This window comes from Undibacterium sp. Xuan67W, assembly GCF_049340165.1.
GTDB lineage: Bacteria > Pseudomonadota > Gammaproteobacteria > Burkholderiales > Burkholderiaceae_D > Undibacterium.
The window spans coordinates 1-23,952 of the sequence record NZ_JBMPPN010000004.1; the positions used below are offsets into that span (position 1 = coordinate 1).

Consider the following 23,952-nt stretch of genomic DNA (forward strand, 5'->3'; position numbering starts at 1 on the left):
GGCCACGTTCAGTGACTTGTTTAATCGCTTCTGCTTTGAATTCTTCAGTGAATCGACTCTTTCTCATGATGTACTTCCTTCTCAGTTTTTGACATTATTAAATGTCTACTGAATTAGGGGAAGTCCATACCGTTTATTTTTGAGAGTGTAGAAAATCAAGCAATACAAAAATATCAGGAAACCGGTTGGTTAATCCATAAGGATGGCTTGCGTAGAACGCGTTTGAAGAACGCCAAAACACTTCAATGTCTTCTAGAAGATCAAGTATGGTGTCTATTTTTCCGACTTGGCTATGAAACATTGAGCAGTGAAAATTTCAAAATTGGGATTGAAGATCTTAGCCACAATCAGATTGAAAAGGAAATTTCTGTTCTAGCCAAGGACGATGAAACAGTAGTAGTTGCAATTTGTCGTTCAAAGGAATCAAGAGGAAGAAAATCCTTAAGTAAAGAATTGAATGAATTTGCCAATCATCAAAAGGCAATAGCAAATTCAATCAAGAAATCATTCGAAGCAAATTTTCGTCCAAAAATTATTTGGATGATTGTTACTCAAAATATCATATGGTCAGAAGCGGATGTCCAAACGGCGAACGAAAAACACATCCGTATCGTTACTGAAAATGAACTGCAATACTTCGATGCATTTGCCAAACATTTAGGTCCTGCAGGGCGCTTTCAATTTCTCGCCGAGTTTCTAGAAGGACAGGAAATTCCGGAGCTTAAAGGCATAAAAGTACCTGCAACAAGAGGTACTCTTGGCAATCACGCATTTTATAGCTTTGTAACAACCCCTCGAGACCTCTTAAAGATTTCTTTTGTTAATCATCAGGCGCTCAATCATCCCGCTGGTCGCCCGACCTACCAGAGAATGATTAGTCAGTCACGCATAAAAGAAATCGGTGAGTTCATTAAAAAGGGAGGATATTTCCCGACCAATTTATTAATAAATTTCGTAGATAAGTGTAAGTTTGACTATCTGTCAAACAAGGAAAATGCCAATTCCGATATTAAATTTGGATGGCTACATCTGCCAAGTAAATATAAATCTGCATGGATCATAGATGGTCAACATAGACTTTATGGATACTCCCATTTAGAAGATCGTTTTCTTGATCAAAGTTTAGTGGTTATAGCCTTTGAACGAATGGATACGAAAACAGAAGCTGATCTATTCGTCACGATTAATCAAAAACAGAAAAGTGTTCAGAAAAGCGTAATCGTGTCACTTCAATCGGACCTTAAATGGGGCTCTACAGATGCAAAGGAAAGAGGCGCAGCACTTGCCTCCAGATTAGCAAAAACTATTTCTGCAGATCCGACGAGTCCCTTTTTTCAAAGATTCACAATCCAAGGGGTTGTGGGAAAAGAAAATCAAAGCCTCACAATTCCTGAGTTTGTCAACGGAATCAGTCGTTCTGGATTGTTAGGTAAAAACGTTCAAAAAACATGGATTCCTGGGCCATTAGCCGCTAGCACAGACGATAAAACTATTGATCGAGCAAGAAAATTTTTAAATTTGTATTTCTCTAGAATTCAAGAAGCAAATACGGAAAGATGGGAGCAAGCAAAAAGTGGATTTATTGCGACAAACCCGGGCGTACGTGGCCATATGTTAATGTTGGCAGACCTAATCAAACATATTGAGACTATGGACGACATTGAATCTCAAACTTTGGATGTTGCGTCACTTTTCGAGAAAATTTCAGAATTTTTACAACCAGTTGAAAACTTTATTACCCATGGAAAACAAACTGAGATCCAAGAGAAGTTCGGTCGTAAATTTGGAGAAGGTGGTGTTAAAGAATACGCAGATAATTTGTGTGAATTAATTCATTTAAAGTTTTCCAATTTCGGTTCTGCTGAGTTCTTAATCAGATTAGAAGAGAAGTCTGAAGAAAGAGTTCGTGATGCGAACCAAGACACTGTTGAGATTAGTCAGAAAATTTCAGACGTTGTAATTTCAAAACTCAAAGAAAGATTTGGTACAAAAGATACTAAATCAGGGGAAAAAGCATATTGGGACCTTGGTATTCAAAAACCGAAAATTAAGACAGATGCATATGACCGTCAACAACAAGACAGTTTGGAAAAACGAGGGCCAAAAGAAAATTACCTTAACATTCTAGATTTTAAAGAAATTGTAAAGTCAAATTGGGACATATTTAGCTCTATTTTCAATATCAAGATGGCTTCTGAACAAAAGGGAAAAACATATTATTTAGATTGGATGGACCGCTTCAATGAATTAAGAAGAATTGCTGCTCATCCAAGCTCTACTCGTGGCTATGCCGATGAGGATTTAGAGTTCTTGGATTTTATTAAAGAAGAATTCTATTCTCGACTTAAAACAATAAATATGGCCGCATGATTTATTTGAAGAGTTAAACGGAAATCTAAAAATTAAAATATAAGAATCTAATGGCCGATCAAACAATAAGTAAAATGAAGGAAATAAAGCCGTTCCTGAAATGGGCTGGAGGGAAGCGATGGCTAGCATCCAAGTTTCCAGAATTTTTCCCCGATACATTTAATAAATATTTGGAACCGTTCCTTGGAAGTGGGTCAATATATTTCCATTTGAAGCCGGAAATAGCAATATTGTCGGATCTTAACTCTGAACTAATTGAAACATACTCCGCAATCAAAAATGATTGGCAAAAAGTATTCGATCATTTAGTCATTCACCAACGTAACCACTGCAAAGATTATTATTACGAAGTGAGGGGGAAAAATTACGAATCAGAATTTACACGAGCAGCAAAACTAATTTATCTAAATAGAACCTGTTGGAATGGCTTATATCGAGTGAACCTGAAAGGTGAGTTCAATGTTCCAATTGGTACAAAAAATAAAGTTATTAATGCTGAGGAGAGTTTCTTTGAGATCGCGAATTTGCTACAAAACGCTGAGCTAATTAATGAGGACTTTGAAAGTATCGTTGACCGAGCTATAACAGGTGATTTTCTATTTGTAGACCCACCTTATACTGTCAAACATAACTATAATGGATTCGTCAAATACAATGAAAATCTTTTTGCTTGGGACGATCAAATTAGGCTAAGAGATGCCCTAATTCGTGCGGCAAGTCGAAACGTTAAAATTCTACTGACAAACGCTTGTCATGAATCCGTTATTCAATTGTATGAGGATTTTTTTCAAATTAACATTGTTGAACGAGCTAGTGTCATTTCTGGATCAAATGTTGGTCGTGGTAGCTATGAAGAAATTATTGTCCAAAATTTATAGGTTAATTCTGCCATTTTTAGAATTAATCTCGTAATCATTTTAGCATCAACAAATATATAGATATAAAAAATACAACTTAAAACATTAAGTATTAAATTTGAGAGATAAAAGAGCCGCTTCGGTTCTTTTTAGGTTAAACGTTGCCAAATGTTAAACCAACTTGTAATTCCTGTGTGGCCTGCGGACCAACATTACACATGAGCCACGCAAGGATTGCCCCTTCAATTTCAGTTACTTCAAAACCTCAATCCCACAACCAATCACATAAGCAAAAGTCCTATCCAAACACTTCGGTAGGCGCATCGCGTCTGATACATTACCATTCGGCACAAAAATCACCATACCTTGTCAGTAATACGAGTAAGCATTTTCCAAGGAGCGTAGTTCTCATTTTCACCACAAGCCATAACAATCTGGCATCTACAGCAAGCATTATTGATGTACATTTACATACGACTTTTTCGTTTGCACAATCCCATCTGAAAGGATTCTGGTATGCGTTATGTTCTTGGTAGCTGTTTTTTTCTGCTGGCTCTGGCGGGTGGTGAGGCCGGTGCAATTACTCAGTCGCTTGGGATTGCTGCACCTAAGCAGGGTGGGTCGATCGCGAATGATATGAACGCGGCTGGTCAGGTTGCGGTGGTGATCGAGGATGAAAAAGGTGTGCCGCATGCGGCTTTTTTTGATAAGGGCAAGCTGATCGTGCTGGATTCGCTGGGCGGCACAGAGAGCGAAGCGAAGCGCATCAATGACAAGGGCGAGCTTGTCGGTTCGTCGAACAAGAAGGACGGTAGCTGGACAGCGTTCCTCTACAACCGCGCAAATGGTATGCAAGAGCTGGGCACGCTGGGTGGTATCAATAGTCATGGCATGGCGCTGAATAACGCCGGTGCTGCGGTGGGCTTTGCTGATACGGCGAATGGCGACTGGCATGCGTTCTTGTATCAACCCGGGCAACCGCTTAAAGACCTGGGCACCTTCGGTGGCAAAATCAGCTACGCCAGTGGCATCAATAATATGGGACAAGTGGTTGGTACTGCGACGACGCCAGACGGCTCGCGTCATGCTTTCTTTTATGATGCTGAGCGCGGCATGATTGATCTTGGTACGTTGGGTGGCCGCTTCAGTACGGCGACCGCGATCAATGACCTGGGGATCGTCGTCGGTGCATCGGAGATGAAAGACCGTACCTGGCATGCCTTTGTCTACGACGGTACACGTATGACCGATCTGGGCGCGATCATTGGCCGCGGCGACAGCTTCGCTACCGGCATCAACAATGCGGGCCATGTCGTGGGGACGGTACAACTGACTAACGAGCGTTTTGGCGACCGTCGTCTTTCCTTCGTCTGGCGGGATAATAAAATGCTGCTCCACCCAAGCGGTAAGGGGCTGTACCTGACGAATGCCATCAACAACGCAGGCCACGTGATTGGTGCGACCTATGACCGCGGTCTGAATGCTGCCACCATGCAGTCCAACGCCGTGCCTTTTGTTGACCTTGGCGGGACTAAAATTCTCGGTTTTAATTTGGTGATGTTGTTACTGGCGGGGACCGTCGTGATTTTTCGTAAGCGCTTCCGAGGATTGTTTTTCGGGAATTATGCGCACTGAAAAGTATACAAGGAAATTCCTCATAAATGCCCCTGTTTTGATATCCCAGCAGCCCCTGCGCTGCTGGACACAGAAACTACCTCAGACATAGTCTGTTCAGCCCTAAATCATTCAACGATCGTATTAGCAAGTGGCTTGGCTTTTTTGAAGGGATTGCGTTCCGGTGCGTCTTCATGCTCGATACCAAGCAATAGACGTTTCATCAGTTTATTCAATACTGGTTGGCGATGACGTACAAAAATGCCGAATGTCTGCGGCTTGGCACCAAGCGAGGCCTTTGGCTCAAGCGCCGTGCGTCCGTAAGAAATCTGCTTGCATCCCATCGCGATAGCATCAGTAATACCAGCATGCAGCAGACGTAAATAGATCGGCAAATCGCCTGCGGCAAGGCGGTCAAACCCAATATGATAAGCAATCGCTGTATCACCGTCCGCAACAGAAATCAAAAAACCAAGCATGACATGATCGCGCTTGATCACACTACAGCGAAAGCGTTCGCCGGCTACTTTTTGTAGTGCAGAAAAGTATTCCGGCAAGAGCTCAAACGGTCTGAAATCGGCATTTATTTGTACCGCCTTATAGAGGGCAAAAATCTGTTCTTGCACCGTCGATAAATCCTTCAAAAGCTCTACGGTGCAGCCAGCTTCTTCCATCGGTTTCAACACGCCATTTTTGATATTGGCACGATATTTTGACGCCAGGCTTGCTAGGTAATCATCATAATTTTTCCAGCCGGCATCCAGTGTCAGGACCATATTGGGCTCGGTCTCGACATAGCGATAACTGAGATTGTCCAAGTGTGCCGCCTGTTCAATATAAGGCTCGTGTAAATCCTTGATCATGACAAAATGTGTTTTACCGGCCAGTTTTTCGGCTTGTCGGACCCGATACAAAACCTCTACCACGCCATGCCAGGCGAGTTTGGTATCAACATCGTGAGCGAAGGCGATGCCGTGCTGTCCGTAAGTGAGCAGATTGCCGCAAACCAGCACACGTTGCCTTGCGCGCTGCGCCAGTTGATCAATGGAGTTAACCCATTTTCTGTCGGTGGCGGTTTCTTTTTCTGGTCTGACCTGCGCCAGACTAATGTCGGCAATCTGCATGTACACCGCGGCGACCAGCTCTCTATCTTCACCGCGACCATGAAAGATCAGGGCATAGCGTGCCGAAAGATTGACCGGCAAAACTTGTTCTAGTGCGGCCAGATAGTTGATCGACATAAAAAACCCCGATTGTGCCGTCAGGTCTTGCCATGCACCGGCATCTAGCATATCGATGGAATCTGCGATTGCATAGTACAACTCTGCCGGACCTCGTAAACGCTTACGCTCTTTTTTGCGCTCAGCGAGAGAGGTTTTGATCGAAAGCAATGTGGCGGGTATCTTCATAAAATTAATTTTTTTAAAACCGGAATGGGGGAACAACATCATTCTTCCGAGTGTAACTTGTCAGTACAGCAAAGTCATGTTGTTGAAAAAGTGCAAGTGTCCGCCGCTGAAAACCAGCGCCTCTATACACACTCACATTTACCTGCAATGATCATTCATAGGCATGCCGACTTGATTGCTCTAGAATGCTGGACTTTGGATGTCACAATTATTTTTTCTGGAGGGTGCCCGGCATCCCATCTGTTATCGTATCCAACATCGCAGGCATTGAACTGCACCAGATCCCTGCCTTGATGTACGTATTTTTATGAACAAAAGCCACTTACCCCACGCTGTATCACGTCTTCGCTCTGCCCGTCTGGAAAAGAGTACGCGGCCTTTTCTTGCGCGTGGCGGACCACATGGCGAGCGTTGCGGGGGCTGTCGTCTGATCCTGAGCCATTGTCTGTGCGCCTTGCGTCCGGTGGTGCCTATGCGAGCTGGAGTGTGTCTGCTGATGGCCGAGCATGAGACGCTAAAACCCAGCAACACGGGCTGGCTGATTGCGGACGTGGTGCCGGATACGATGGCATTTGGCTGGGCGCGGACTGAGGTAGATCCCGCGCTGCTGGCGGTGCTGGCCGATCCGCAGTGGCAGCCGTATGTGGTGTTCCCCGGGGAATTCGTCGCGCCGGAGCGGGTGGTCACGGAATTGCTGACGGTACAGGAAGAAGACCACGCTGGCAGCAAGCGTCCTCTGTTTATTTTGCTAGATGCGACCTGGCCCGAGGCGCGCAAAATTTTTAAGAAAAGCCCTTACCTCGCTCACCTGCCCGTGCTGAGCCTGATGCCGGAGCAATTGTCACGCTACCGCCTGCGCCGCTCCAAGCGCGAAGAAAATCTGTGCACCTCCGAAGTTACGGCGTTGTGCTTGCAACTAGCTGGTGACACTCTGGCCGCGCAAACCTTAGAGGCTTATCTGGATGTCTTCACCGAACACTATATGCGCGCTAAGTTACAGAAAAAGCTTGACTGGGACGATGCCTTACACCAGCGCCTGCGCGACTTGCGCTTACTTACGTCTCCAAGCGCCGGCCTGACAAAACCCTAAGCAAATGAAAGCAAACTAAAGCAAACGGGTCAGCATCGATAATCGATACTGACCCGTTTTTTTATTCTATTTTGTACTGTATTTTGTCTTGATGAAAATCGTAATATGGCGAGTCTACACGCTACTGGTGGCGCAAAAGACTAGCGATAAAACGCTTCGACCTTGCCTTTGACTTTAATCATTAGCGGCTTGCCTTTACGATCCAGGGCTTTGCCAGCGGCGACTTTGATCCAGCCTTCGCTGATGCAATACTCTTCGACGTCGAGACGTTCTTTGTCGTTGAATTTGATACCGACTTCGTGTTCAAACACGGCGGCAATGTGATAAGGGCTGCGAGGATCTATAGAGAGGCGATCGGGCAGGCTTGGAGGTTTCGTAGTATCGTTCATGGATCAGAATTATCCACTAGAAAGCCGATCAGTACAATTGCCTGTTTTTGGTCTACTGTCTTGCTTGTCGATGAATTCGCTTACCCAGATTACGCATTGATGACGTATTTTGAGGTACGCACAACTAGAAAGTCCAATGAATATGCGGTTTCTGGCGGCTTTTATGCTGCAAACCCGCATGGATAGTGCGGGATCGTGTCTGAAAACTTACAAAAAACTCCACATCGAGAAATCGCATAGGCACGAGTAGGCCATTCCATGGAATAGTGACTAACGCTTTTTAGAAGTTCCCATCCTAAGCTGCTCACTCGCCAAACTTAGGCTCGCTGACTTTGCCGGATAAGGAAATATCGGCATGCTCGCGGCTCGAAGGTGTTTGCAAATCAATAGCGAAGCGGCCGCTGAGTCCAGCGTTGGCATCAACCCAAGTGTAGCCAGTAGCAGTAACGAGTCCGGCGCTCATGCGGATGTCTCGTACCTGAATGCGGTTGGCTGAATAGGTGAAGTTACCGCTCATATCGTTGAAGTTGGAACGGCCACCCATCTGCGCGTTTTTAAATGCGTTCATGATGTCGACGCCGATAACTTCGCCGCTACCGAGATTGAAGCTGCCATCGATACGTGATCCGGCAAAAAGTTTATTGCTGGTTTTGGCCTGCATGTTGTAACGGCCTTTAGCGCGTAATTTGCCGCTACCAAACAGGCGCGGAGCGATGCCCGGGAGGTTGACTTCGATGGCGTTGAAACTACCGGTAAAACTCCAGCGCGTGTCCCATTTCACCGTACCGCTACCGCTGATGACGCCGTCGTACAGGCCTCCACCAAACTCTTTAATATCGAGACGGTCTTCGTACATCATACCGATGCTGTGAAACTGCTTCATTGTGACACCTGCGCCAAACGGTACGGCAAACGCATCTGCGTTGATGTCGAACTTGACACCAGTGCCGGCGGGGATCAAGGCTGCATGAAATTGGTGTTCACTCGAATCGAGAACCATCTTGGTCCAGTGTCCGTTGTGATCAAATTCGGCATGTCCGTCTAATGGCGCCATCGAAAAATTTGATGACACCAGTTTAAGATTTTCTACATAGACGGGACCGAATTGCTCGTGCGCCTGCGTACGCGACTGAAATAGGAGCCAGCCTGCCGCCTGTTCGGTCACTTGCGGATCACTGATATCGATGCGCCCCAATGCGATCTTGTCGTCGAAAAGTGTAGTGAGGTCGATCGCGACAGATATTTCTTGTACCTGAATTTGCTGTTTATCTCCGATGGTGACACCTTCGGCACGCCAATGCGGACGCGGCAAGAGCGAGAAATAGACGCCATTCATCGTTACGGGTTGTCCGGTCGCACTGGTGATCGCCCGTTGAAATATGAGCGCCTGACGATCGAACGAGGTGAAATGCATCATGACCATCACGACGACGAAGCTGGCCACTACAATGACGCTGAGTTTCTTAATCAGTGTGTCAACGATGCTGTTGACAATCGTATCTCTGGCACGGGCAAATCTGACTGACCATTTTCTGGCAGCTTCGGCTTTTTTCTCCGCGCGAGCCTCTGCCCGCATTTGCTTGGCGAGCCTGCGCGCTTCGACCTGCGCGTGCATTTCTTCCAGCTCACTGGCTTTGCGGATCGCGGCCTCTTCTGCCTCGACTTTCAGGCGCGCTTCTTCGGCTTCCCGCGCAATGCGGTCTTGCTCTTGCAGCTCGCGCTCCAGCTCTTCTTGTTTTGCCAGTGCAGCAATACCGCTGAGCACATCCTGGTCTTTTTCTTTACGGGCACGCTCGGCCTCGGCTTCTTTGGCCAAGGTCAATTGATGTGCCTGTTCGCGATGTCTTTCCTGCTCGGCTTGTTCTAAACACTGGCGCTCGCTGGCCTCATTGATGGCGCGTTCTTCCGCCGATTGACGTAACAATGCTTCTTGCCTCTGGTGCTCTTCTGCCGCGATCCGCGCCTGCTCTTGTTCCAGCTTAACGAGTCGTGCATGCTCTGCTGCTTCGCGCTCTTGTTGTTCTCTGGCGTCAGCGTCAAGACGAGCTTGCTGTTCACGTGCCAGACGTTCTGCTTCTGCTTTGGCCTCAGCATCTATGCGGGCTTTCAGTTCTTTTGCCCGGCGCTCTTCCTCAGCTTTGGCCTGCTCAGACTCTAGAGCCTCTTGTCGCGCTCTGGCTTCTGCTTCCTGCCGCACCTGTTCTTCTTGCACGCGTCTGGCTTGATCGGCTGCCTGGCGTTGTAATTCCTGCTGTTCTTGTGCGTATCTTTCTTTTTCCTCGGCCTCAAGACGGATCTGCTCCTCGCGCGCGAGACGAGCTTCTTCTGCCATGGCACGCTCTAAAGCTTCTTGCTCGGCGTTGGCTGCTGCTGCGAGGCGTTCCTGTTCTTTTTGTTGTTCTTGCTGTGCTTGCCATTGTTGCTGAAGCCGCTCTTGCTCTGCTTTTTCTCTGTCGAGCGCTTCTTGTTGTGCTCTTGCTTTAGCTTCTGCCTCAGCGTCAATGCGAGCTTGCTCCTGTGCGATTCTTGCCTGTTCAGCGGCTTCTTTTTCTCGCTGTTCTCTGGCCTCGTTCTCCAGCCGGATCTGTGCTTCGCGTACCTGACGTTCTTCTTCTGCTTTGGCTTCTGCAGCTATTTTTGCCGCCATTTCGGCTTCAATACGGGCTTGCTCTTTTCTGGCCTGGCGTTCCTCCTCTGCTTTGGCTTGTTCTAATGCTTTTTGTTTTGCTTTAGCGTCTGCTTCCTGACGGAGTTTTTCTGCACGTGCTAAACGCTCCTCTTCGGCCTTCGCTTGTTTCAATTCTTCTTGTCGGGCTTTGGCTTCTTCCTCCTGACGCTGCATCTCTTCGAGCGCCAGTCGTTCTTGTTCTGCCTTTGCTAGCGCCTGGGCCTCTTGCCTGGCTTTAGCTTCTGCTTTGATACGGGCTTGTTGCTCTCTGAACTGTCGCTCTTCTGCGGCCTTGGTACGTTGCAGCGCTTCTTTTTTCGCTTTCGCTTCGGCGGCGATACGTGCCTGCTGTTCTTCTGCAAGCTTGGCTCGCTCGGCGGCTTCTGCGGCTAAGCGAGTCTGCTCTTGCTCGCGGGCGATCTGTTCTGCTTTGGCGATCCCGGCAATACGCAAGGCCTCTGACTCGCGCTGCTGTTGCTCCTCGGCCTGACGTGCGGTCTCGGCTGCGACCTTGGATGCGACCTCAGTTGCGACTTTAGCTGCAAGCTCGGCTTCTTGTCGGGCTACGAGCTCGCGTTGAGTTTGCTGCTCTTTTTCCAGGGCGAGACGTGCTGATTCTGCAGCTGCCTGCTCAGTCGCTCGCTGAGCATGTTCTCCGGCGAGCTGCCGGGCTTCTTTATCGGCATGTTCGCGGGCTTTTCTTGTTTCTTCTTCGCGCAGAATTTTCTTTTCTGCTTCCATACGGGCACGTGCCTGTGCGACCTTGCGCTGTAGTTCTTCGGCGACGTGCCGGGCCAGTTGTTCTGCCTCTTTTGGCGAATGCTCTTCTGCCTTGGAACGAGCGTCTTTATGGATTTGCTCGAGTGCTTTGATTTGTTCTTGCGTCTGTTGTATCTGTTTCAGTGCCAGCTCTTCGGCCTCACGCTGCTTTTTTTTCTGGGCGGCTTTTTCTGCTTGTTGCAGCGCCTGAGCCTGAGCGTCTTTTTTAGCTTTGTATTCTGCTTCTTTTTGAATTTGTTGTTGCGCTAGTTTTTGCGCGGACTCTTTTGCTTCTTTTTCCTCAGCGGCCTTTTTTTTCGCTAAAGTTTCGGCCTGTAATTTTGCTTGTGCCTGCGCTTCCAGATCGGCACGGATTTTGGCTTTTTTTACCTCAAGTTCTTGTGCTGCACGGGCTGCTTGCGCCTGTTCTTCTTGTAGTGCTTGTAGCTTGGCAAGACGCGCCTCTTCAGCTTTTTTGCGGGCTTTTTCTTTGGCGTCTTGCTTGGCGCGTGCCTCGATCTCCATGCGTCCGACGAACTCAGCAAGCTCTTGAATATTCGGATCAATATCGGCGATCGCTTTTGGCAAGCGACTTAGCACAGCAGGATCCAATTTGGCGGGTGGTGCTTCTTTCGCAACAGGTGCGGCCGCCGGGATATCCGCAGCGGCACTGGGGTTACCCTTGCTGTCGATCGCATCGGCAGCGTTCTGCGCCTCCACGGCATTGTAAAATGCGCTCATCGTGAGCTGGAGTAGCGACTCTTGGAAGGTGCCTATCGTCGAAAAATCAATGTCGTCTGGTGTTGGCACCTTGCTGGCAATTTTCGCGGGCACATCCGTCAGCGGACGGCGCGGCGTGTCGAAAATGCGGATGTAATTGTCTTTGAGAAGTTGCGCCAGCGCCTTCTCTAGTTTTTTGTCAGACAAATGATCGAGATTGACCTGAATCGCGCCTACCGACGCGTTACCATCAATCTCCCTCAGCAACATACGTAGGCCGCGGGACAGCAGCTTGGTTTTACCAATGGCTTCTGTTAGTCCTTTTGCGGTCTTTGTGTAAACGATGTGCTTATCCATACCAGTCAGTCCAAACGCTCCCTGTATTTACAACAAATTTCGTTTCAAATTTACACAACACGACCAGACATATCGTTGTCTGCCTAAAATATAAGCGTCAATATTGCATTTAATGCAAAGGATAACGCAAACTACAGCAGGTAATCGACTGTTAATTTGTAAAACTGTTTTACCAAACCGCAACGCTGATGCGGGCTACTGAGTCAATTTGGCTGCAAACCCGCATGGAGATTGCGGTTGTTGTTTTTTACCCATGACAATACCGTTATACAATCTAAGCAATCTGAGCGACGTTAGTCATCTGAACGGTGCAAGGAAAAATCCGGTCTCTGTCCGATGTTTATTCGCTACCTAGCCAGCAAACATCATAATCCAGGAATAAGTTTTTCTACGATGAAAACACACGCTACTGATGATTCGTCCATGCAATCAAGAACTGCGACCGCACTTACGATACGCTTCATCTGGATCATGCTGACTTCGCTGGTCTATGCTTTGCCGGTCGGGCTGGCACAAGCGAATGGTCAGACAGATCAGACATTTCCGGTCAAGCTCCCCCTGAATGAGCGACTCTTGCTGGAGCAGGTGGTCTGTGTCAAAAAATATCAGGTCGGTGTGGCAGACATTGACGCACGATCATTTGAGCCACGCGCAGCGAATGCGAATTTTGCCGATGTGAAATGTCTACCGCATGCCCAGCTTAAAGGACAGTCCTTGTACTACGTTGCCCAATGCGTGCGCGATCAGGGGCAGTGGAGTTGTAGCCGTGCCGAACTGGAAACCACGGTGCCACTGCAAGAGAGAGCGCTGATGATGCGACCCGGTACGGTAGAGCCCGGACTCGCCTACGAGACCATACAAAAAATAAGTCGCTATGGCTATTTTCAGGGGAACTTGCTGGATGCTGCGCTGGAATCAACCTGCAATATGGGAATGGGCGACGCGCCGGATCTGATAGAAATTTCTTGCCGCCGCTGGTCGATCACGGTGTCATTTTGGTGCCCTCAGAAAAACGATAAAGCGCCATGCCCGCGCGTGATTTATATGACCAAGCGATCTGGATGATACAAAACCTGAGATAACCCGACAATCACCAACGTAAAAAAACTAAAGCTCCCGAGGGAGCTTTAGTTTTTTTTCCGGGCTTTGTCGAGAACGGATCTGGATTGTATGATTTATTACCCTTTAGTTACCCTTTACGACGACGTGCTGCAAGGATTGCCAACGCGCTTCCTACTAATAAAATACTGGCCGGTTCCGGAATAGGATTGCCGCCGTTTTGCTGTAAAAAACTAAATGTATTCAATGCATAGATACCGTTGTTATTGAGCGGAGCGTAGCTGGCGCCGCAGAGTGGCTGACCGCATAAATTGGTCGTCGCAATCATGTCAATGTCGGCAATGATAAACAGGGATCCGGAGCCCGGTGCATATTCACCTGCATGCCAGAACGCTGATGTCACCTGGTTCTCAACGTTGCGACCGCCTACATGACCATTGTGCGCCAATATGGCGGACTCGTCTAATTGACCGACTGCATAAAACTGCTGGACATTGGTCGCATTACCGAATGGGCCGTTAAACAACGGTGCGCCGCCATTAGAGACGGAGCCGGTACTGCCAGTCGTGCTCATCCCTAAAGTGGTCCCCAAAATGTCATGATTGGAATCATCCTGCAACAGGAACAGATCGCCGCCGCCGAGGAAATAATTCATGATCGCTGCAGAAAAACTGGAGCCTTCGCTATCGGCAATCCAGGTTCCGACAAACATATCGACGCCCGCCAGCGTGCTGCTATTGATTGCAGTGAGGTCGGTTGTGGTAATCGTACGATTGACGATACCGGCAGGACCAAAGTTGGCAGCGTTCTCTAATGCACCACGAAAGCCAGTCATGTAGGACCCGTTCCAGGCCCAGTTACCGCTACTGGGAATAAGGGAGCTGGCAGCACCACCGACGACGTAGGCGTTGGCCGAAAGACAGGTGATCGCCAGCGCCAGGCCGGCAAATAATTTTGATATTGCGTTGGACATAGTATCTCCATTGGGAATTAAAAGGATCTACGCCTGTCAAAACGGCGGGCGCTCAACACGCATTGCATAATTTATACCAGTTTTACTAAGTGCTTGATTTTGCTAAGATATTTTAATTCCTATTTGCTAACAACATAGTACCTTGTAAGAATGTTCGACGTTACAAGTTGCCGGTAGAACTCAGTTCTCTCACAGCAAGCTGATTTATTTTTATTTTTTTCAGCTCGGCTGAGGTACGCGGTTTGATGTGAACGGTTTCATCCGGACGGAGGTTCGCTTGTCAATACTCCAATAGAAAACCAAGGTTAAATCCATGTCCTGCTTCTTGTGATTTTTAGGGCTTTATGACAATGTGCACTACCTCAAATTGTTGCCCCTTTCTGCCGTTCTTTTTTGTTGCTGCTTGTTTTTTGAAATCAATTAATGCCTGTTGTTAATCTATGCCGGTAATTTTTTATTTATTCTGCTCTACTGCGATGGCGTGGTTTTGCTTACCTGGCCCACGCGTATGGATGGGCATGTTTGTGCTGACAATAGCGTGGGCGGTTGTTGCATCATATATCACGCTGTTCGGTTTGTTGTTCATCATGGTGATGAGCGCCGTTGGATGTGCCGCACTGCAAACCACTGGAGCAAGACGTCAGCTCCTGATGATGCTAACTGGTTTGATCGGATTATTGCTGGCAATGCATAAACTGCCAGGTTTTACTGATATCGCTTTACCCGAATTGAGTGTATTCACAGGCACTGAATCCAAGCCATTTTATTTGCATCTGGATAAAGCAATCGCGGGCTTAGTCATGCTAGCAGTATTTTGTCGAGACGATGCGAGCCGGCGCGGTGCGATCTGGCGCAATCCCGGCCTGTGGCGCCTGATATTAACAAGCTTGACCGGGGTATTTATCATTGCTGTGGGAATTGGCCTGACGCTGCCGCAGTGGAAGTGGTCAGCGAGCGCGTGGGCTTTTTTAGGCGTGAATTTGTTCTTCACCTGCCTGGCGGAGGAGGCGTTTTTTCGCGGCGGCGTGCAACAGGGATTGCTCTCACTGCTGCCAAAACATCGCTGGTTCTGCATCGGCATCGCCGCGTTGCTCTTTGGTCTGGCGCATGCGTGGGGGGGCTGGCGACTGATCGTGGTCGCGACGTTGGCAGGTGTCGGATATGGCCGGATATATGAACGCTCAGGTGCCATAGCGATGGCAATCATTTTGCATTTTCTGGTCAACGCTATTCATTTTGTGGGCTTTGTGTATCCGGCGATTTCTTATTAAAAATTTCCGAGGGCAATGACACCGGCGGCGATACACAAGGCACCGATAATACGTTGCACACGATCTCCTTCACCGAGCAAATGTCCGCCGATCAGAGCGGCGAATAGCATCGATACCTCACGCGCCGGTGCCACGTGACTGAGTGGCGCATTCTGCATCGCATACAGCACTAGCATGTACGACACCGGACTGATCACACCGACGATCAGTGCGTATTTCCATTCGCGATTCCATGATGCCTGGGGCGCCTGACGATCGCGTAGCAAAGCAGGTGTAAGTAAAGCAACGCGGATAAAATTGCCCACATAATCGATCAGAATTGGCGATATCAGGATAACCTTGACGGCATATCCGTCGAGTACGGTATAAGCCGCAATGAACAAACCCGTCAGCAGGCCGTAGACAATGCCTTTTTGCACTCGGGCATGCTGGGCGTGATCGCTGACTGAGCGAAACAGTTTAGGTCCCCCCGCAATCAGAAATACGCCGCCAACCACGGCCATGATTCCAAGACCACCGGTCAGGGATACTTTTTCTCCCAGGAGCAGAATCGCTGCTGTCGACGACAGCAGCGGACCAAATCCGCGTGCCAGCGGATAAACCACGGTCAGCTCCGCTTTGCGATAACCGCGTAGTAGTGTGATGAAATACAGCACATGAAGGATACCACTGGCAGTCACAAAGCCCCATTCAAGCCAACCCCAGGTGGGCACGACATTCCAGCCCGCATAGATGCCGACAGGTGCCCACACCAGCATCATGATGAGACTGGTGAATCCGGCAAAGCGCACATCACCGCCCGCTTTTTTGGCGGCGATATTCCAGAGTGCATGTATGAGTCCAGCGAGAATGACGAGAAAAAATGCGGTATAGGACACGTAGATAGAGAAGTGATAAACAGGTGAATCGGCATCACAGTGTAACAAACGACATCAGGAAATGAACTGCACAGAACGATAAAAAATCAGGGAGTACAGTGCAGGATGTGACGGTGCAGAAATGCTCTTGGCATCTGCATTATCCTGCATCGTCCTCCATATCGTGAATCAAACCTGCTGTTTTTTTTCAGCACGTCTTTTTCGTCAATTTATGTGAAGTTAACGTCAATTTGCATGATGTACTCGTATTTTCAAATGATTTTTCCTGCTATGTTTGGACAAAACTTCGCTATATACTTATTTCACGTTGTTTGATTTATAAGGGCACGTCTGCAACTCTGTCCCGGCATGCAGCACCAGAAGCAAGATCCTGCAATAGCTCAGTATTGCAGTCCTTTGCAACGAAGTGATGCACTCAGATACAGGCTTGAAGATGTTCTCGTAAGGTCCGGCGGGACTACCACATGAGGCGCCGTCCGGCGTCCGTTATTAAAATCTCAGGGAGAGTAATAGCATGCGGCATCATTCACGTTCTACTTTAGCGTCACTCATTTTCCTCGCCTATTCTGGCATCGCAGTTGCTGGCAGCAGCGCAGTCACTGATAATCTCACCGTCTTCTCAGGTACCAAAGCCAGCTCGGCACAGGATGTATTACGTCAGGTCGCAACGCAATATGGTTTGCCAGCGACACTCGACAATCTGGTGCTGACCAAGGTGCAGGATTCTCTAGTTGGCAAGCATTATTACTATCAGCAAATGCTGCGTGGCCTGCCGGTTGATCGCGCCGAAATTATTGTGTCCATTGGTCGTAATGGCGAACTGCTGAAAATTTTCAATGAGACTAAACACATCACCGATAAGATGGATGCCAATGCCGTCAATCAGATGTATGTGCAGGCCAGACTGACAACCGATCAGGCAATGGATAAAGCGTGGACGAATATGAAAGTCCAGCATCCGCTGGTCGCCACACCAAGTAGTAATCTGGTCTGGGTTCCGACAAAAGACGGTGTACAGCTCGCCCATAAAGTAGAAATCGCCGCGCAAATGCCCACCGGTGGTTTTATCCAGTACATCCATGCGCAAAACGGTGTACTGCTGGATTCCCGCTCCACATCTTTACCGCGTATCGGTAAAAACGGAGATCGCTCAATAGCGGCACGTGCAGAGCTGGCAGGACCAACGCTGGATCGTCAATCAGCGATGCAAGCGATGAACGCAAAAGGTGGCGCAACACTGACCGCTGTTTCTGCAACGACTGCAACACTGGCAACAGCCGCCTCTGGCATTAACGGCAGCGGTCTGGTATTCGACCCTGATCCGCGCACGGTTTTGAATACAGATTCTCTGACGGATACGTCACCGGCATCGGCATTTGATGCCGCCTATTCGACTAAGACTTTGCGTGATCTGACCGTGACTGGCGGTGTGTATAAATTATCCGGCCCTTACGTCAACATCACCAATATCGAAGCGCCAAATACCGCACCAAGCACGACCAGCAATGGCGTATGGACAGCTAAGCGAGGTAACAACGCATTTGATGACACGAATGTGTATTTCCATCTCGATCAAAATCAACGTTATATCCAGTCACTCGGTTTTACCGGTACCAAATCGATCATCAATCGTCCGCTGAATGTTGATACCGACGGAGTAAATGGTGACGATAATTCTCACTACAGCGGTGGTTCCAGCGACTATCTGGCATTTGGTCATGGCTGCGTGAATGACACGGAAGATGCCGACGTTATTTTGCATGAATACGGTCACGGCATTCAGGCCAATATCAACTCAGGCTGGAGTGGCGGCGATACTGGCGGAATGGGCGAAGGCTTTGGTGATTACTGGGCAGCCTCGTATTCGTACAGCACTCCGAATGGCAAAATCTATCATCCTGAATGGGCGTTTAGCTGGGATGGCCATGGCGCATGCTGGGCTGGCCGCATGCTCAATCGTACCGATGCCAAGTACAACAGCGCAAAAAGCTATGACGCCCACGTCTCGGTCACTGAAGACGGTGTGACTTTCCAGTCAGATGAATTGTGGTCCACACCTTTATTCCAGGCGATGGTGTCACTGATCGCTGCCGGCAAGCCACGTGCGAATATCGACCAGATTATTCTGGAAGCACATTTTGGTCTTGGGTCGAATATCAAGATGCCAGCGATGGCGACAGCGATTGTGAATGCTGCACATAATCTGTTCCCGACTGATGCAACTTACGAGAACACCTTCAAGGCAAAATTCCAGGCACAAAATATTTTATCAACCACCACCACGGGTCCTACCATCAACGAAACAGAAAGCAATAACACGACTGCCACGGCGAATGTGATTAGTACAGCGAACACAACCGTCAATGGCACCATGAGCGCAAGTACCGATGTGGATTACTATCAAGTCAGCTTGCCTGCAGGGAAAACTCTCACCGTAAAACTGACGCCAAACGCGACGTCTGACTATGATCTTGAGCTATACAGCAGTACGGGAACTAAGCTGACATCAAGTACTGCAGGAACTGGTGCTGTCGATACCGTCACCAACAGCAATACTGGCACCACTACCAAAGTACTGTATGCGAAAGTGATTTACTACGCTGGCGGTACTGGAGCAACTAGCGGCAAATACACCTTAGTCGCTGGCTGGTAATAGTTTGTAAGGGTTCGTAATGGCGGACAATGCCTGCTGAATTACTTTAGAAGTATCTTTACAGGTAAATAAAAAAACGCCGCATATCGTTTGATATGCGGCGTTTTTTACTTACAGCAAGATAAATTATTTAGCTGGTACGGCTTTTACTGCGTCTGCTTTTGCTTCAACTTTCGGTTCACCTTTTGGCTCTGCTTTAGCTACTTTTTTTGCCTTGGCATGCTTTGCATGTTTCGCTTTTTTTTCAGTAACAGGTGTCACTGTCGTAGCGGGCTTTGTTTCTGTTTTAGCTTCCGCTTTAGTTTCTGCTTTAGCCTCTGGCTTAGCGTCAGCAATCGGAGCAATCGCCGTTGGCATCGATGATTTTGTGCCCGCAACTGCCGTCGTTGCAGATGTTTTTACCGCACTGGCTGCCGATGCGGCCTGCGCTGCTACAGATGCAGCCGCTGGCACAACGGGTTTAGCCGGTGTAGCTGGAGTTTGTGCGAACGCTGTACCCATGGCGAAGGTAGCAGCAACGAGGGAGGCGGCGATCAGCTTGTTCATGATTAATCCTGTTCTATATTTAGTTTGTGTTACGTAGTTAATCTACGTATGCCAAGAACGCGCCCCGATGACGATGTGTTGACAAACAATGTGTTGCGAATTGTTACGTCGCATTGATACCGAATACCTCGCTGCATCTACGTGACATACCAAACTGCGAGTATCAACCTACAATATCAATATAAAACGACATTCCAAATTCTCACTAACGAACATAGTTATACGATCATGAACTCTGAAAAAAAACTGGCGATACTTTTTGTCTGCATGGGAAACATCTGCCGTTCGCCAACGGCTGAGGGTGTATTTCGCGCTCGCTCCGATGCCGCAGGTTTAGGTCATCAATTACAGCTAGATTCCGCCGGCACGCATGCGTATCACATTGGTGAACAACCGGATCTGCGATCTCAGGAATTCGCAATGAAGCGCGGAATCGATTTATCCAGTCAACGAGCGCGTAAAGTCGTTGCAGATGACTTCGACAAATTCGATTTAATCATCGCAATGGATAAACATAATCTCGCCGTGCTAGAAAAAATCTGCCCGGTAGCATATCAACACAAACTTAGTTTGATGATGAGCTATGCCACTCGTAGTGATGCAGACGAAGTACCTGACCCCTACTACGGCGGCGCTCGCGGTTTTGATCAGGTACTGGATTACATCGAGGATGCGTCTGATGGTTTGATTGAGGTGCTGAAGATCAGGGGCCATGTTCAATAATGACCGCTTAAGACAAAAATCCCTCTTGCGTTGCCCCTAAGAGTCACAGACCGCCAATATGTTCTGTGTCCCCTTTTAACGCTATACATTATTTTTAAGATCACGAATCCGTCGGGCTAACGACATTCCGGCATACGCATAAAAGAGAAAAATAATTACTGTGAACACAGCAAAAAAGATTTGACTTATCGACGACGTCCTGTGTATCACATCATGAATACCGGGATTTAGCATTAATGCAAATAATGGCAATATGGCGAAGCCAAGTACGTATAAAGCTCGCTTATATTTTTGAATCTTCGACGCTGCATCCGTAAATATCTCTGGGATGCGACTACTGGTAATAGGCTTTCTCCAGTACTGCCAGCCAGTGATTTCTAACACATGCTCCCAACCTGCATCACGAAACAAATCGAAGTAGGCTTCATCCCTTTTGATGCCAGTAACGAAATCCAGTTTATAACTAACTTCCTCGGGTGAACCAAGCACAAAGGTGTAGATACAAAAGATATTCACGCTTTGTAAATGCAGCCCTTGACTGGCCATTTCCTGCAACCATTGTTCTAGCTTGTCGTCCTGCCATAGCCAGTGAAATTTGAATTTTTTGACGATCGCCTTATGCATCTGAAACTCCCCGTTGAAGATAGCTTAAAACTGCTTGTCCGTTTTTCACCATGATTTCCATGCGACGGATATGTTCTGCCAGAACTTGTTGCCCTGTGTCAGTGAGCGCGTAGGATTTGCGGCGGTCTTCTTCTTTAACTTTGATGATGAGGCCCTGTTTTTCCAGGGTTGAAAACGCACCATATAAAGTCCCCGGTCCAATGACGACATTACCTTCGCTGATCGCTTCCACTTTTTGCATAATGGCGTAACCGTGGAGAGGCTCGCTTAGTGCGACCATGACGTAAAAAGTGGCCTCCGATAGTGGGAGATACCTGGAATAGTTAAGATCAGACATATTTCCTTTATATCGATGTTCGTTATATCGATAATTGCTATATCGAATATCGATATAATAGCACTGCAAATTTGCCTGTCAACTTTTTGTTGTTATTTTTGAAGTGACGACTTGGGGAGAATGGAATAGGGTAAGCGGCCGTAGCAGCTGAGGAAAAAGTAGCTGATCAATTAAAAATTCAAACCGCTGTATTTATGCGGCTTCTGGCACGATATTGGCTCGAGAGGCTTATATTACTTAGGCATTACAAAATGAAATCTCTTCTGTTCTTTTCTTTACAGCACAGGCGCGCAGCTTAGAGTAGCATCGCCTGTTAATCGTCAATGATGAAAGCGTTGCCAGTATATGGAAGAAGCACAATTACACTCGTTGTTAGAAGCGCTCATGCCAACACCAGCTTATATCGCCGGTGCGATCTTATTCGGCATTATTGGTTTTGCTGCCTATCGGTATGGGAAAAAGACTGAGCGCAGCAAAGCCAAATGGACAGGTATCGCTCTGATGTTTTATCCCTACCTGACCGGTAGCGATACTCGGTTACTCTATGCAGTTGGCGCCGCTTTATGCGCCGTGCTGTATTTTTATCGCGACTGATCTGGTCTGCGGCTTTAGCTCGTTTTGCCTGCTGTTCAGGTCAGGATTTTTTCCATTTCTTCGAATTGCAGATTTTCAACCAGCATCATTTCTTTGCCGTTATCAGAGGGAAAAGGCTTGAAACGACCGGTACGGGCGTAGCCTCTGCGCTCATAGTAGGCAATCAACTCTTGCCGGACGCTGATCACGGTCATCCAGATTTTGTCTATACCCCAGCGTTGCTGTGCACTAGCCTCAGCAATCTGCATGAACTGCTTGCCAATGCCATTGCCTTGCAAAGTCGGCTGCACGACAAACATTCCCAGATAAGCGGCACCATCGGTTTTTTGTAAATGGACACAACCGATCGTGATCCCGCTCTGCACACAAAGCAAGATAAAAGACGCCTCGGCCAGAATAAGCTCACGGACCTCCGCTGCATGTATTCTAGCGCCCTGTAACAGATCCGCTTCGGTCGTCCAGCCCTGGCGACTGCTATCACCGCGATAAGCACTGTTGACCAGCACTGCAATCTGCTCGGCATCGCTGATCACCGCATCACGGAACTGGATGTCACCCTGGGAAAACGAAATATCTAGGCTCATAGCTACTCGATTATTTTTTGTAAAAACACAGGATAGTACAAGAGCGGGCATCTCACCAAGAGCTGATCCGATCCAGGATTTCACAGGAAGCATCGCGGGTCTGAGGCCGGAACGCATCTTTTCAAGAGCCTGGCTTTGCATTTCATGTCGTCAAAACCGCATTTCATCCCACAAAAACTGCAATTCGAAACTTATGCGGTTGAAGCTAGTCTGATACAGGCCGATACTGCGCCATCTGGTTAAGCTAGCCAATTTCCCCTCATTCACCTGCACAGGGATTCATCATGTTACGTAAAACACTACTCGTCCTCGCCATTGCGTCTGCCCTGGCCGCCTGCAGTAAAGAAAATAAAGATGCCGATAAAGCGAGTGCCAGCGCCGCTGCAAGCGGAACTGCCAGCGCCAGCGCAACGGGAGACAAAAAATCCGCGGCACCTGTCCCCAAACTGACCATCGCACCAGAAGACGTCATGACCGTGCAAAGCAATGCGCTGGCGTCGGGGCCGGTCATTACCGGATCAGTCCAGCCAGAGCGCAAAGCTGATCTGCGCGCGGAAGTTTCTGCGGTCGTATTACAGGTCCTGAAAGAAAATGGCGACGTAGTAAAACGTGGCGATATTCTGGTCAAGATCGATGAAACATCGATCCGCGACAATCTCAGCTCCGCCGAAGACAATGCCCGCAATGCTGCCTCCGCACTGGATCAGGCAGATCGCGCCCTGCAAAGGCTCAAGACCTTACGTGCGTCCGGCATGACTTCAATGCAGGCGCTCGATGATGCCGAGGTTCGCCGTAACAGTGCACAGAGCGAGCTATCCGCGTCTAAAGCCCGCGCCGTTGTGGCACGTCAGCAATTGCAACGCACAGTGGTACGCGCTCCGTTTGACGGCGTCGTCAGCGAACGCAAGGTATCTGCCGGTGATACCGCCTCTATCGGCAAAGAATTGGTGAAAGTGATTGATCCGACCAGCATGCGTTTTGCAGGCCGGGTTTCGACAGACAAAATTGCGATGGTCAAGGTCGGTCAGCCTGTCAGCTTCCGCATCAATGGCTATGCAGGACAAGAATTCCGCGGCAAGGTCACTCGCGTTGATCCAGCGGCGAATGACGTGACACGTCAGGTCGAGGTGCTGGTCAGTTTTGCTGACACCAACCAGCCGCGCGTCTCTGGCCTGTATGCCGAAGGGAATATCGAAGCCGCAACCGTCAGCGCTCTGATGGTGCCAGAAGCCGCCTTAGTCAAGGCAGGTGACAAATCCTATGCATGGAAGGTCAATGGCAAAACCCTGAGCCGTGTCGATCTGCAAATCGGCAAACGCGATCAGCGCACCGGCAATTATGAAATCCGTAGCGGTCTGAGCGCTGGCGACATCATCATGCGCAGCCCTAGCTCCAGCTTTAAGGATGGACAGACCATAGAAATGGCTGCCGCTAAAGTCACACTCGCCGCCGCCACTTCAGCGCAAGGGAAATAATC

19 protein-coding genes are annotated in these 23,952 nt (G+C 48.4%); 10 read left to right on the plus strand and 9 right to left on the minus strand.

Annotated elements, in window-relative coordinates; genetic code table 11:
• Positions 1-222: 222 nt before the first annotated feature.
• From ACO0LE_RS04510 to ACO0LE_RS04520, 3 genes are all read left to right on the plus strand, one after another.
• The gene (locus tag ACO0LE_RS04510; RefSeq protein ID WP_422959228.1) at positions 223-2,370 is read left to right on the plus strand and encodes a DGQHR domain-containing protein; all 2,148 of its coding nucleotides are present in this window, start codon (positions 223-225) and stop codon (positions 2,368-2,370) included.
• Between the two features lie 50 nt (positions 2,371-2,420).
• Positions 2,421-3,248 carry a DNA adenine methylase gene (locus tag ACO0LE_RS04515; RefSeq protein ID WP_422959229.1) on the plus strand — a complete coding sequence of 276 codons (828 nt, stop codon included), beginning with the start codon at positions 2,421-2,423 and terminating at the stop codon, positions 3,246-3,248.
• A 495-nt stretch (positions 3,249-3,743) separates the two neighbouring features.
• The gene (locus ACO0LE_RS04520; RefSeq protein ID WP_422959230.1) at positions 3,744-4,862 is read left to right on the plus strand and encodes an HAF repeat-containing protein; all 1,119 of its coding nucleotides are present in this window, start codon (positions 3,744-3,746) and stop codon (positions 4,860-4,862) included.
• Positions 4,863-4,969: 107 nt separating this feature from the next.
• Here ACO0LE_RS04520 and ACO0LE_RS04525 read toward each other — a convergent pair whose 3' ends face one another.
• A complete protein-coding gene (locus ACO0LE_RS04525; RefSeq protein ID WP_422959231.1) occupies positions 4,970-6,250 on the minus strand; it encodes a GNAT family N-acetyltransferase in 1,281 nt (426 codons plus the stop codon).
• Between the two features lie 307 nt (positions 6,251-6,557).
• Between ACO0LE_RS04525 and ACO0LE_RS04530 the strand changes: the two genes are divergently transcribed.
• A complete protein-coding gene (locus ACO0LE_RS04530) occupies positions 6,558-7,340 on the plus strand; it encodes a tRNA-uridine aminocarboxypropyltransferase (protein WP_422959232.1) in 783 nt (260 codons plus the stop codon).
• Between the two features lie 140 nt (positions 7,341-7,480).
• On the opposite strand, the gene ACO0LE_RS04535 is transcribed toward ACO0LE_RS04530, so the two are convergent.
• Both ACO0LE_RS04535 and ACO0LE_RS04540 read right to left on the minus strand, forming a co-directional pair.
• Entirely contained in the window at positions 7,481-7,729 is a 249-nt protein-coding gene (locus ACO0LE_RS04535) for a DUF3297 family protein (RefSeq protein ID WP_422959233.1), read from the minus strand.
• A 304-nt stretch (positions 7,730-8,033) separates the two neighbouring features.
• Positions 8,034-12,233 (minus strand): hypothetical protein, encoded by a 4,200-nt coding sequence (locus ACO0LE_RS04540; RefSeq protein WP_422959234.1) that lies wholly within the window; start codon positions 12,231-12,233, stop codon positions 8,034-8,036.
• Positions 12,234-12,656: 423 nt separating this feature from the next.
• Here ACO0LE_RS04540 and ACO0LE_RS04545 point away from each other — a divergent pair, with 423 nt between their 5' ends.
• Complete coding sequence (locus ACO0LE_RS04545; RefSeq protein WP_422959235.1) at positions 12,657-13,298, plus strand: hypothetical protein; 642 nt, start codon at positions 12,657-12,659, stop codon at positions 13,296-13,298.
• Positions 13,299-13,422: 124 nt separating this feature from the next.
• On the opposite strand, the gene ACO0LE_RS04550 is transcribed toward ACO0LE_RS04545, so the two are convergent.
• A complete protein-coding gene (locus ACO0LE_RS04550; RefSeq protein ID WP_422959236.1) occupies positions 13,423-14,265 on the minus strand; it encodes a PEP-CTERM sorting domain-containing protein in 843 nt (280 codons plus the stop codon).
• 440 nt (positions 14,266-14,705) lie between these two features.
• On the opposite strand from ACO0LE_RS04550, the gene ACO0LE_RS04555 reads away from it, so the two are divergent.
• Positions 14,706-15,536, plus strand: a complete 831-nt coding sequence (locus ACO0LE_RS04555) for a lysostaphin resistance A-like protein (protein WP_422959237.1) — start codon at positions 14,706-14,708, stop codon at positions 15,534-15,536.
• Here ACO0LE_RS04555 and ACO0LE_RS04560 read toward each other — a convergent pair.
• Positions 15,533-16,414 carry a DMT family transporter gene (locus ACO0LE_RS04560; protein WP_422959496.1) on the minus strand — a complete coding sequence of 294 codons (882 nt, stop codon included), beginning with the start codon at positions 16,412-16,414 and terminating at the stop codon, positions 15,533-15,535. The two genes, ACO0LE_RS04555 and ACO0LE_RS04560, sit on opposite strands and share 4 nt — an antisense overlap.
• Before the next feature lie 514 nt (positions 16,415-16,928).
• Between ACO0LE_RS04560 and ACO0LE_RS04565 the strand changes: the two genes are divergently transcribed.
• Complete coding sequence (locus ACO0LE_RS04565) at positions 16,929-19,067, plus strand: hypothetical protein (protein WP_422959238.1); 2,139 nt, start codon at positions 16,929-16,931, stop codon at positions 19,065-19,067.
• 126 nt (positions 19,068-19,193) lie between these two features.
• Here the strand turns inward: ACO0LE_RS04565 and ACO0LE_RS04570 are convergent, their stop codons facing one another.
• Positions 19,194-19,613, minus strand: coding sequence for a hypothetical protein (locus ACO0LE_RS04570; RefSeq protein WP_422959239.1), 420 nt, complete (start codon positions 19,611-19,613; stop codon positions 19,194-19,196).
• Between the two features lie 228 nt (positions 19,614-19,841).
• On the opposite strand from ACO0LE_RS04570, the gene ACO0LE_RS04575 reads away from it, so the two are divergent.
• Positions 19,842-20,336: a low molecular weight protein-tyrosine-phosphatase gene (locus ACO0LE_RS04575; protein WP_422959240.1), complete on the plus strand. Its 495-nt coding sequence runs from the start codon at positions 19,842-19,844 to the stop codon at positions 20,334-20,336.
• 81 nt (positions 20,337-20,417) lie between these two features.
• On the opposite strand, the gene ACO0LE_RS04580 is transcribed toward ACO0LE_RS04575, so the two are convergent.
• Both ACO0LE_RS04580 and ACO0LE_RS04585 read right to left on the minus strand, forming a co-directional pair.
• Positions 20,418-20,960, minus strand: a complete 543-nt coding sequence (locus ACO0LE_RS04580) for a DUF2812 domain-containing protein (protein WP_422959241.1) — start codon at positions 20,958-20,960, stop codon at positions 20,418-20,420.
• Complete coding sequence (locus tag ACO0LE_RS04585) at positions 20,953-21,297, minus strand: PadR family transcriptional regulator (RefSeq protein ID WP_422959242.1); 345 nt, start codon at positions 21,295-21,297, stop codon at positions 20,953-20,955. Before ACO0LE_RS04585 ends, ACO0LE_RS04580 begins: the two co-directional genes overlap by 8 nt.
• Before the next feature lie 384 nt (positions 21,298-21,681).
• Between ACO0LE_RS04585 and ACO0LE_RS04590 the strand changes: the two genes are divergently transcribed.
• Positions 21,682-21,891 carry a hypothetical protein gene (locus ACO0LE_RS04590; protein ID WP_422959243.1) on the plus strand — a complete coding sequence of 70 codons (210 nt, stop codon included), beginning with the start codon at positions 21,682-21,684 and terminating at the stop codon, positions 21,889-21,891.
• A gap of 35 nt (positions 21,892-21,926) precedes the next feature.
• Here ACO0LE_RS04590 and ACO0LE_RS04595 read toward each other — a convergent pair whose 3' ends face one another.
• Positions 21,927-22,475, minus strand: a complete 549-nt coding sequence (locus tag ACO0LE_RS04595) for a GNAT family N-acetyltransferase (RefSeq protein ID WP_422959244.1) — start codon at positions 22,473-22,475, stop codon at positions 21,927-21,929.
• 284 nt (positions 22,476-22,759) lie between these two features.
• On the opposite strand from ACO0LE_RS04595, the gene ACO0LE_RS04600 reads away from it, so the two are divergent.
• Complete coding sequence (locus tag ACO0LE_RS04600; RefSeq protein WP_422959245.1) at positions 22,760-23,950, plus strand: efflux RND transporter periplasmic adaptor subunit; 1,191 nt, start codon at positions 22,760-22,762, stop codon at positions 23,948-23,950.
• Positions 23,951-23,952: the final 2 nt, after the last annotated feature.

Coding starts and splice junctions, on each gene's coding strand:
- ACO0LE_RS04515 (WP_422959229.1), top strand. CDS start 2,421: ATGGCCGATCAAACAATAAGTAAAATGAAGGAAATAAAGCCGTTCCTG.
- ACO0LE_RS04520 (WP_422959230.1), top strand. CDS start 3,744: ATGCGTTATGTTCTTGGTAGCTGTTTTTTTCTGCTGGCTCTGGCGGGT.
- ACO0LE_RS04525 (WP_422959231.1), bottom strand. CDS start 6,250: ATGAAGATACCCGCCACATTGCTTTCGATCAAAACCTCTCTCGCTGAG.
- ACO0LE_RS04530 (WP_422959232.1), top strand. CDS start 6,558: ATGAACAAAAGCCACTTACCCCACGCTGTATCACGTCTTCGCTCTGCC.
- ACO0LE_RS04535 (WP_422959233.1), bottom strand. CDS start 7,729: ATGAACGATACTACGAAACCTCCAAGCCTGCCCGATCGCCTCTCTATA.
- ACO0LE_RS04540 (WP_422959234.1), bottom strand. CDS start 12,233: ATGGATAAGCACATCGTTTACACAAAGACCGCAAAAGGACTAACAGAA.
- ACO0LE_RS04545 (WP_422959235.1), top strand. CDS start 12,657: ATGCAATCAAGAACTGCGACCGCACTTACGATACGCTTCATCTGGATC.
- ACO0LE_RS04550 (WP_422959236.1), bottom strand. CDS start 14,265: ATGTCCAACGCAATATCAAAATTATTTGCCGGCCTGGCGCTGGCGATC.
- ACO0LE_RS04555 (WP_422959237.1), top strand. CDS start 14,706: ATGCCGGTAATTTTTTATTTATTCTGCTCTACTGCGATGGCGTGGTTT.
- ACO0LE_RS04565 (WP_422959238.1), top strand. CDS start 16,929: ATGCGGCATCATTCACGTTCTACTTTAGCGTCACTCATTTTCCTCGCC.
- ACO0LE_RS04570 (WP_422959239.1), bottom strand. CDS start 19,613: ATGAACAAGCTGATCGCCGCCTCCCTCGTTGCTGCTACCTTCGCCATG.
- ACO0LE_RS04575 (WP_422959240.1), top strand. CDS start 19,842: ATGAACTCTGAAAAAAAACTGGCGATACTTTTTGTCTGCATGGGAAAC.
- ACO0LE_RS04580 (WP_422959241.1), bottom strand. CDS start 20,960: ATGCATAAGGCGATCGTCAAAAAATTCAAATTTCACTGGCTATGGCAG.
- ACO0LE_RS04585 (WP_422959242.1), bottom strand. CDS start 21,297: ATGTCTGATCTTAACTATTCCAGGTATCTCCCACTATCGGAGGCCACT.
- ACO0LE_RS04590 (WP_422959243.1), top strand. CDS start 21,682: ATGCCAACACCAGCTTATATCGCCGGTGCGATCTTATTCGGCATTATT.
- ACO0LE_RS04595 (WP_422959244.1), bottom strand. CDS start 22,475: ATGAGCCTAGATATTTCGTTTTCCCAGGGTGACATCCAGTTCCGTGAT.
- ACO0LE_RS04600 (WP_422959245.1), top strand. CDS start 22,760: ATGTTACGTAAAACACTACTCGTCCTCGCCATTGCGTCTGCCCTGGCC.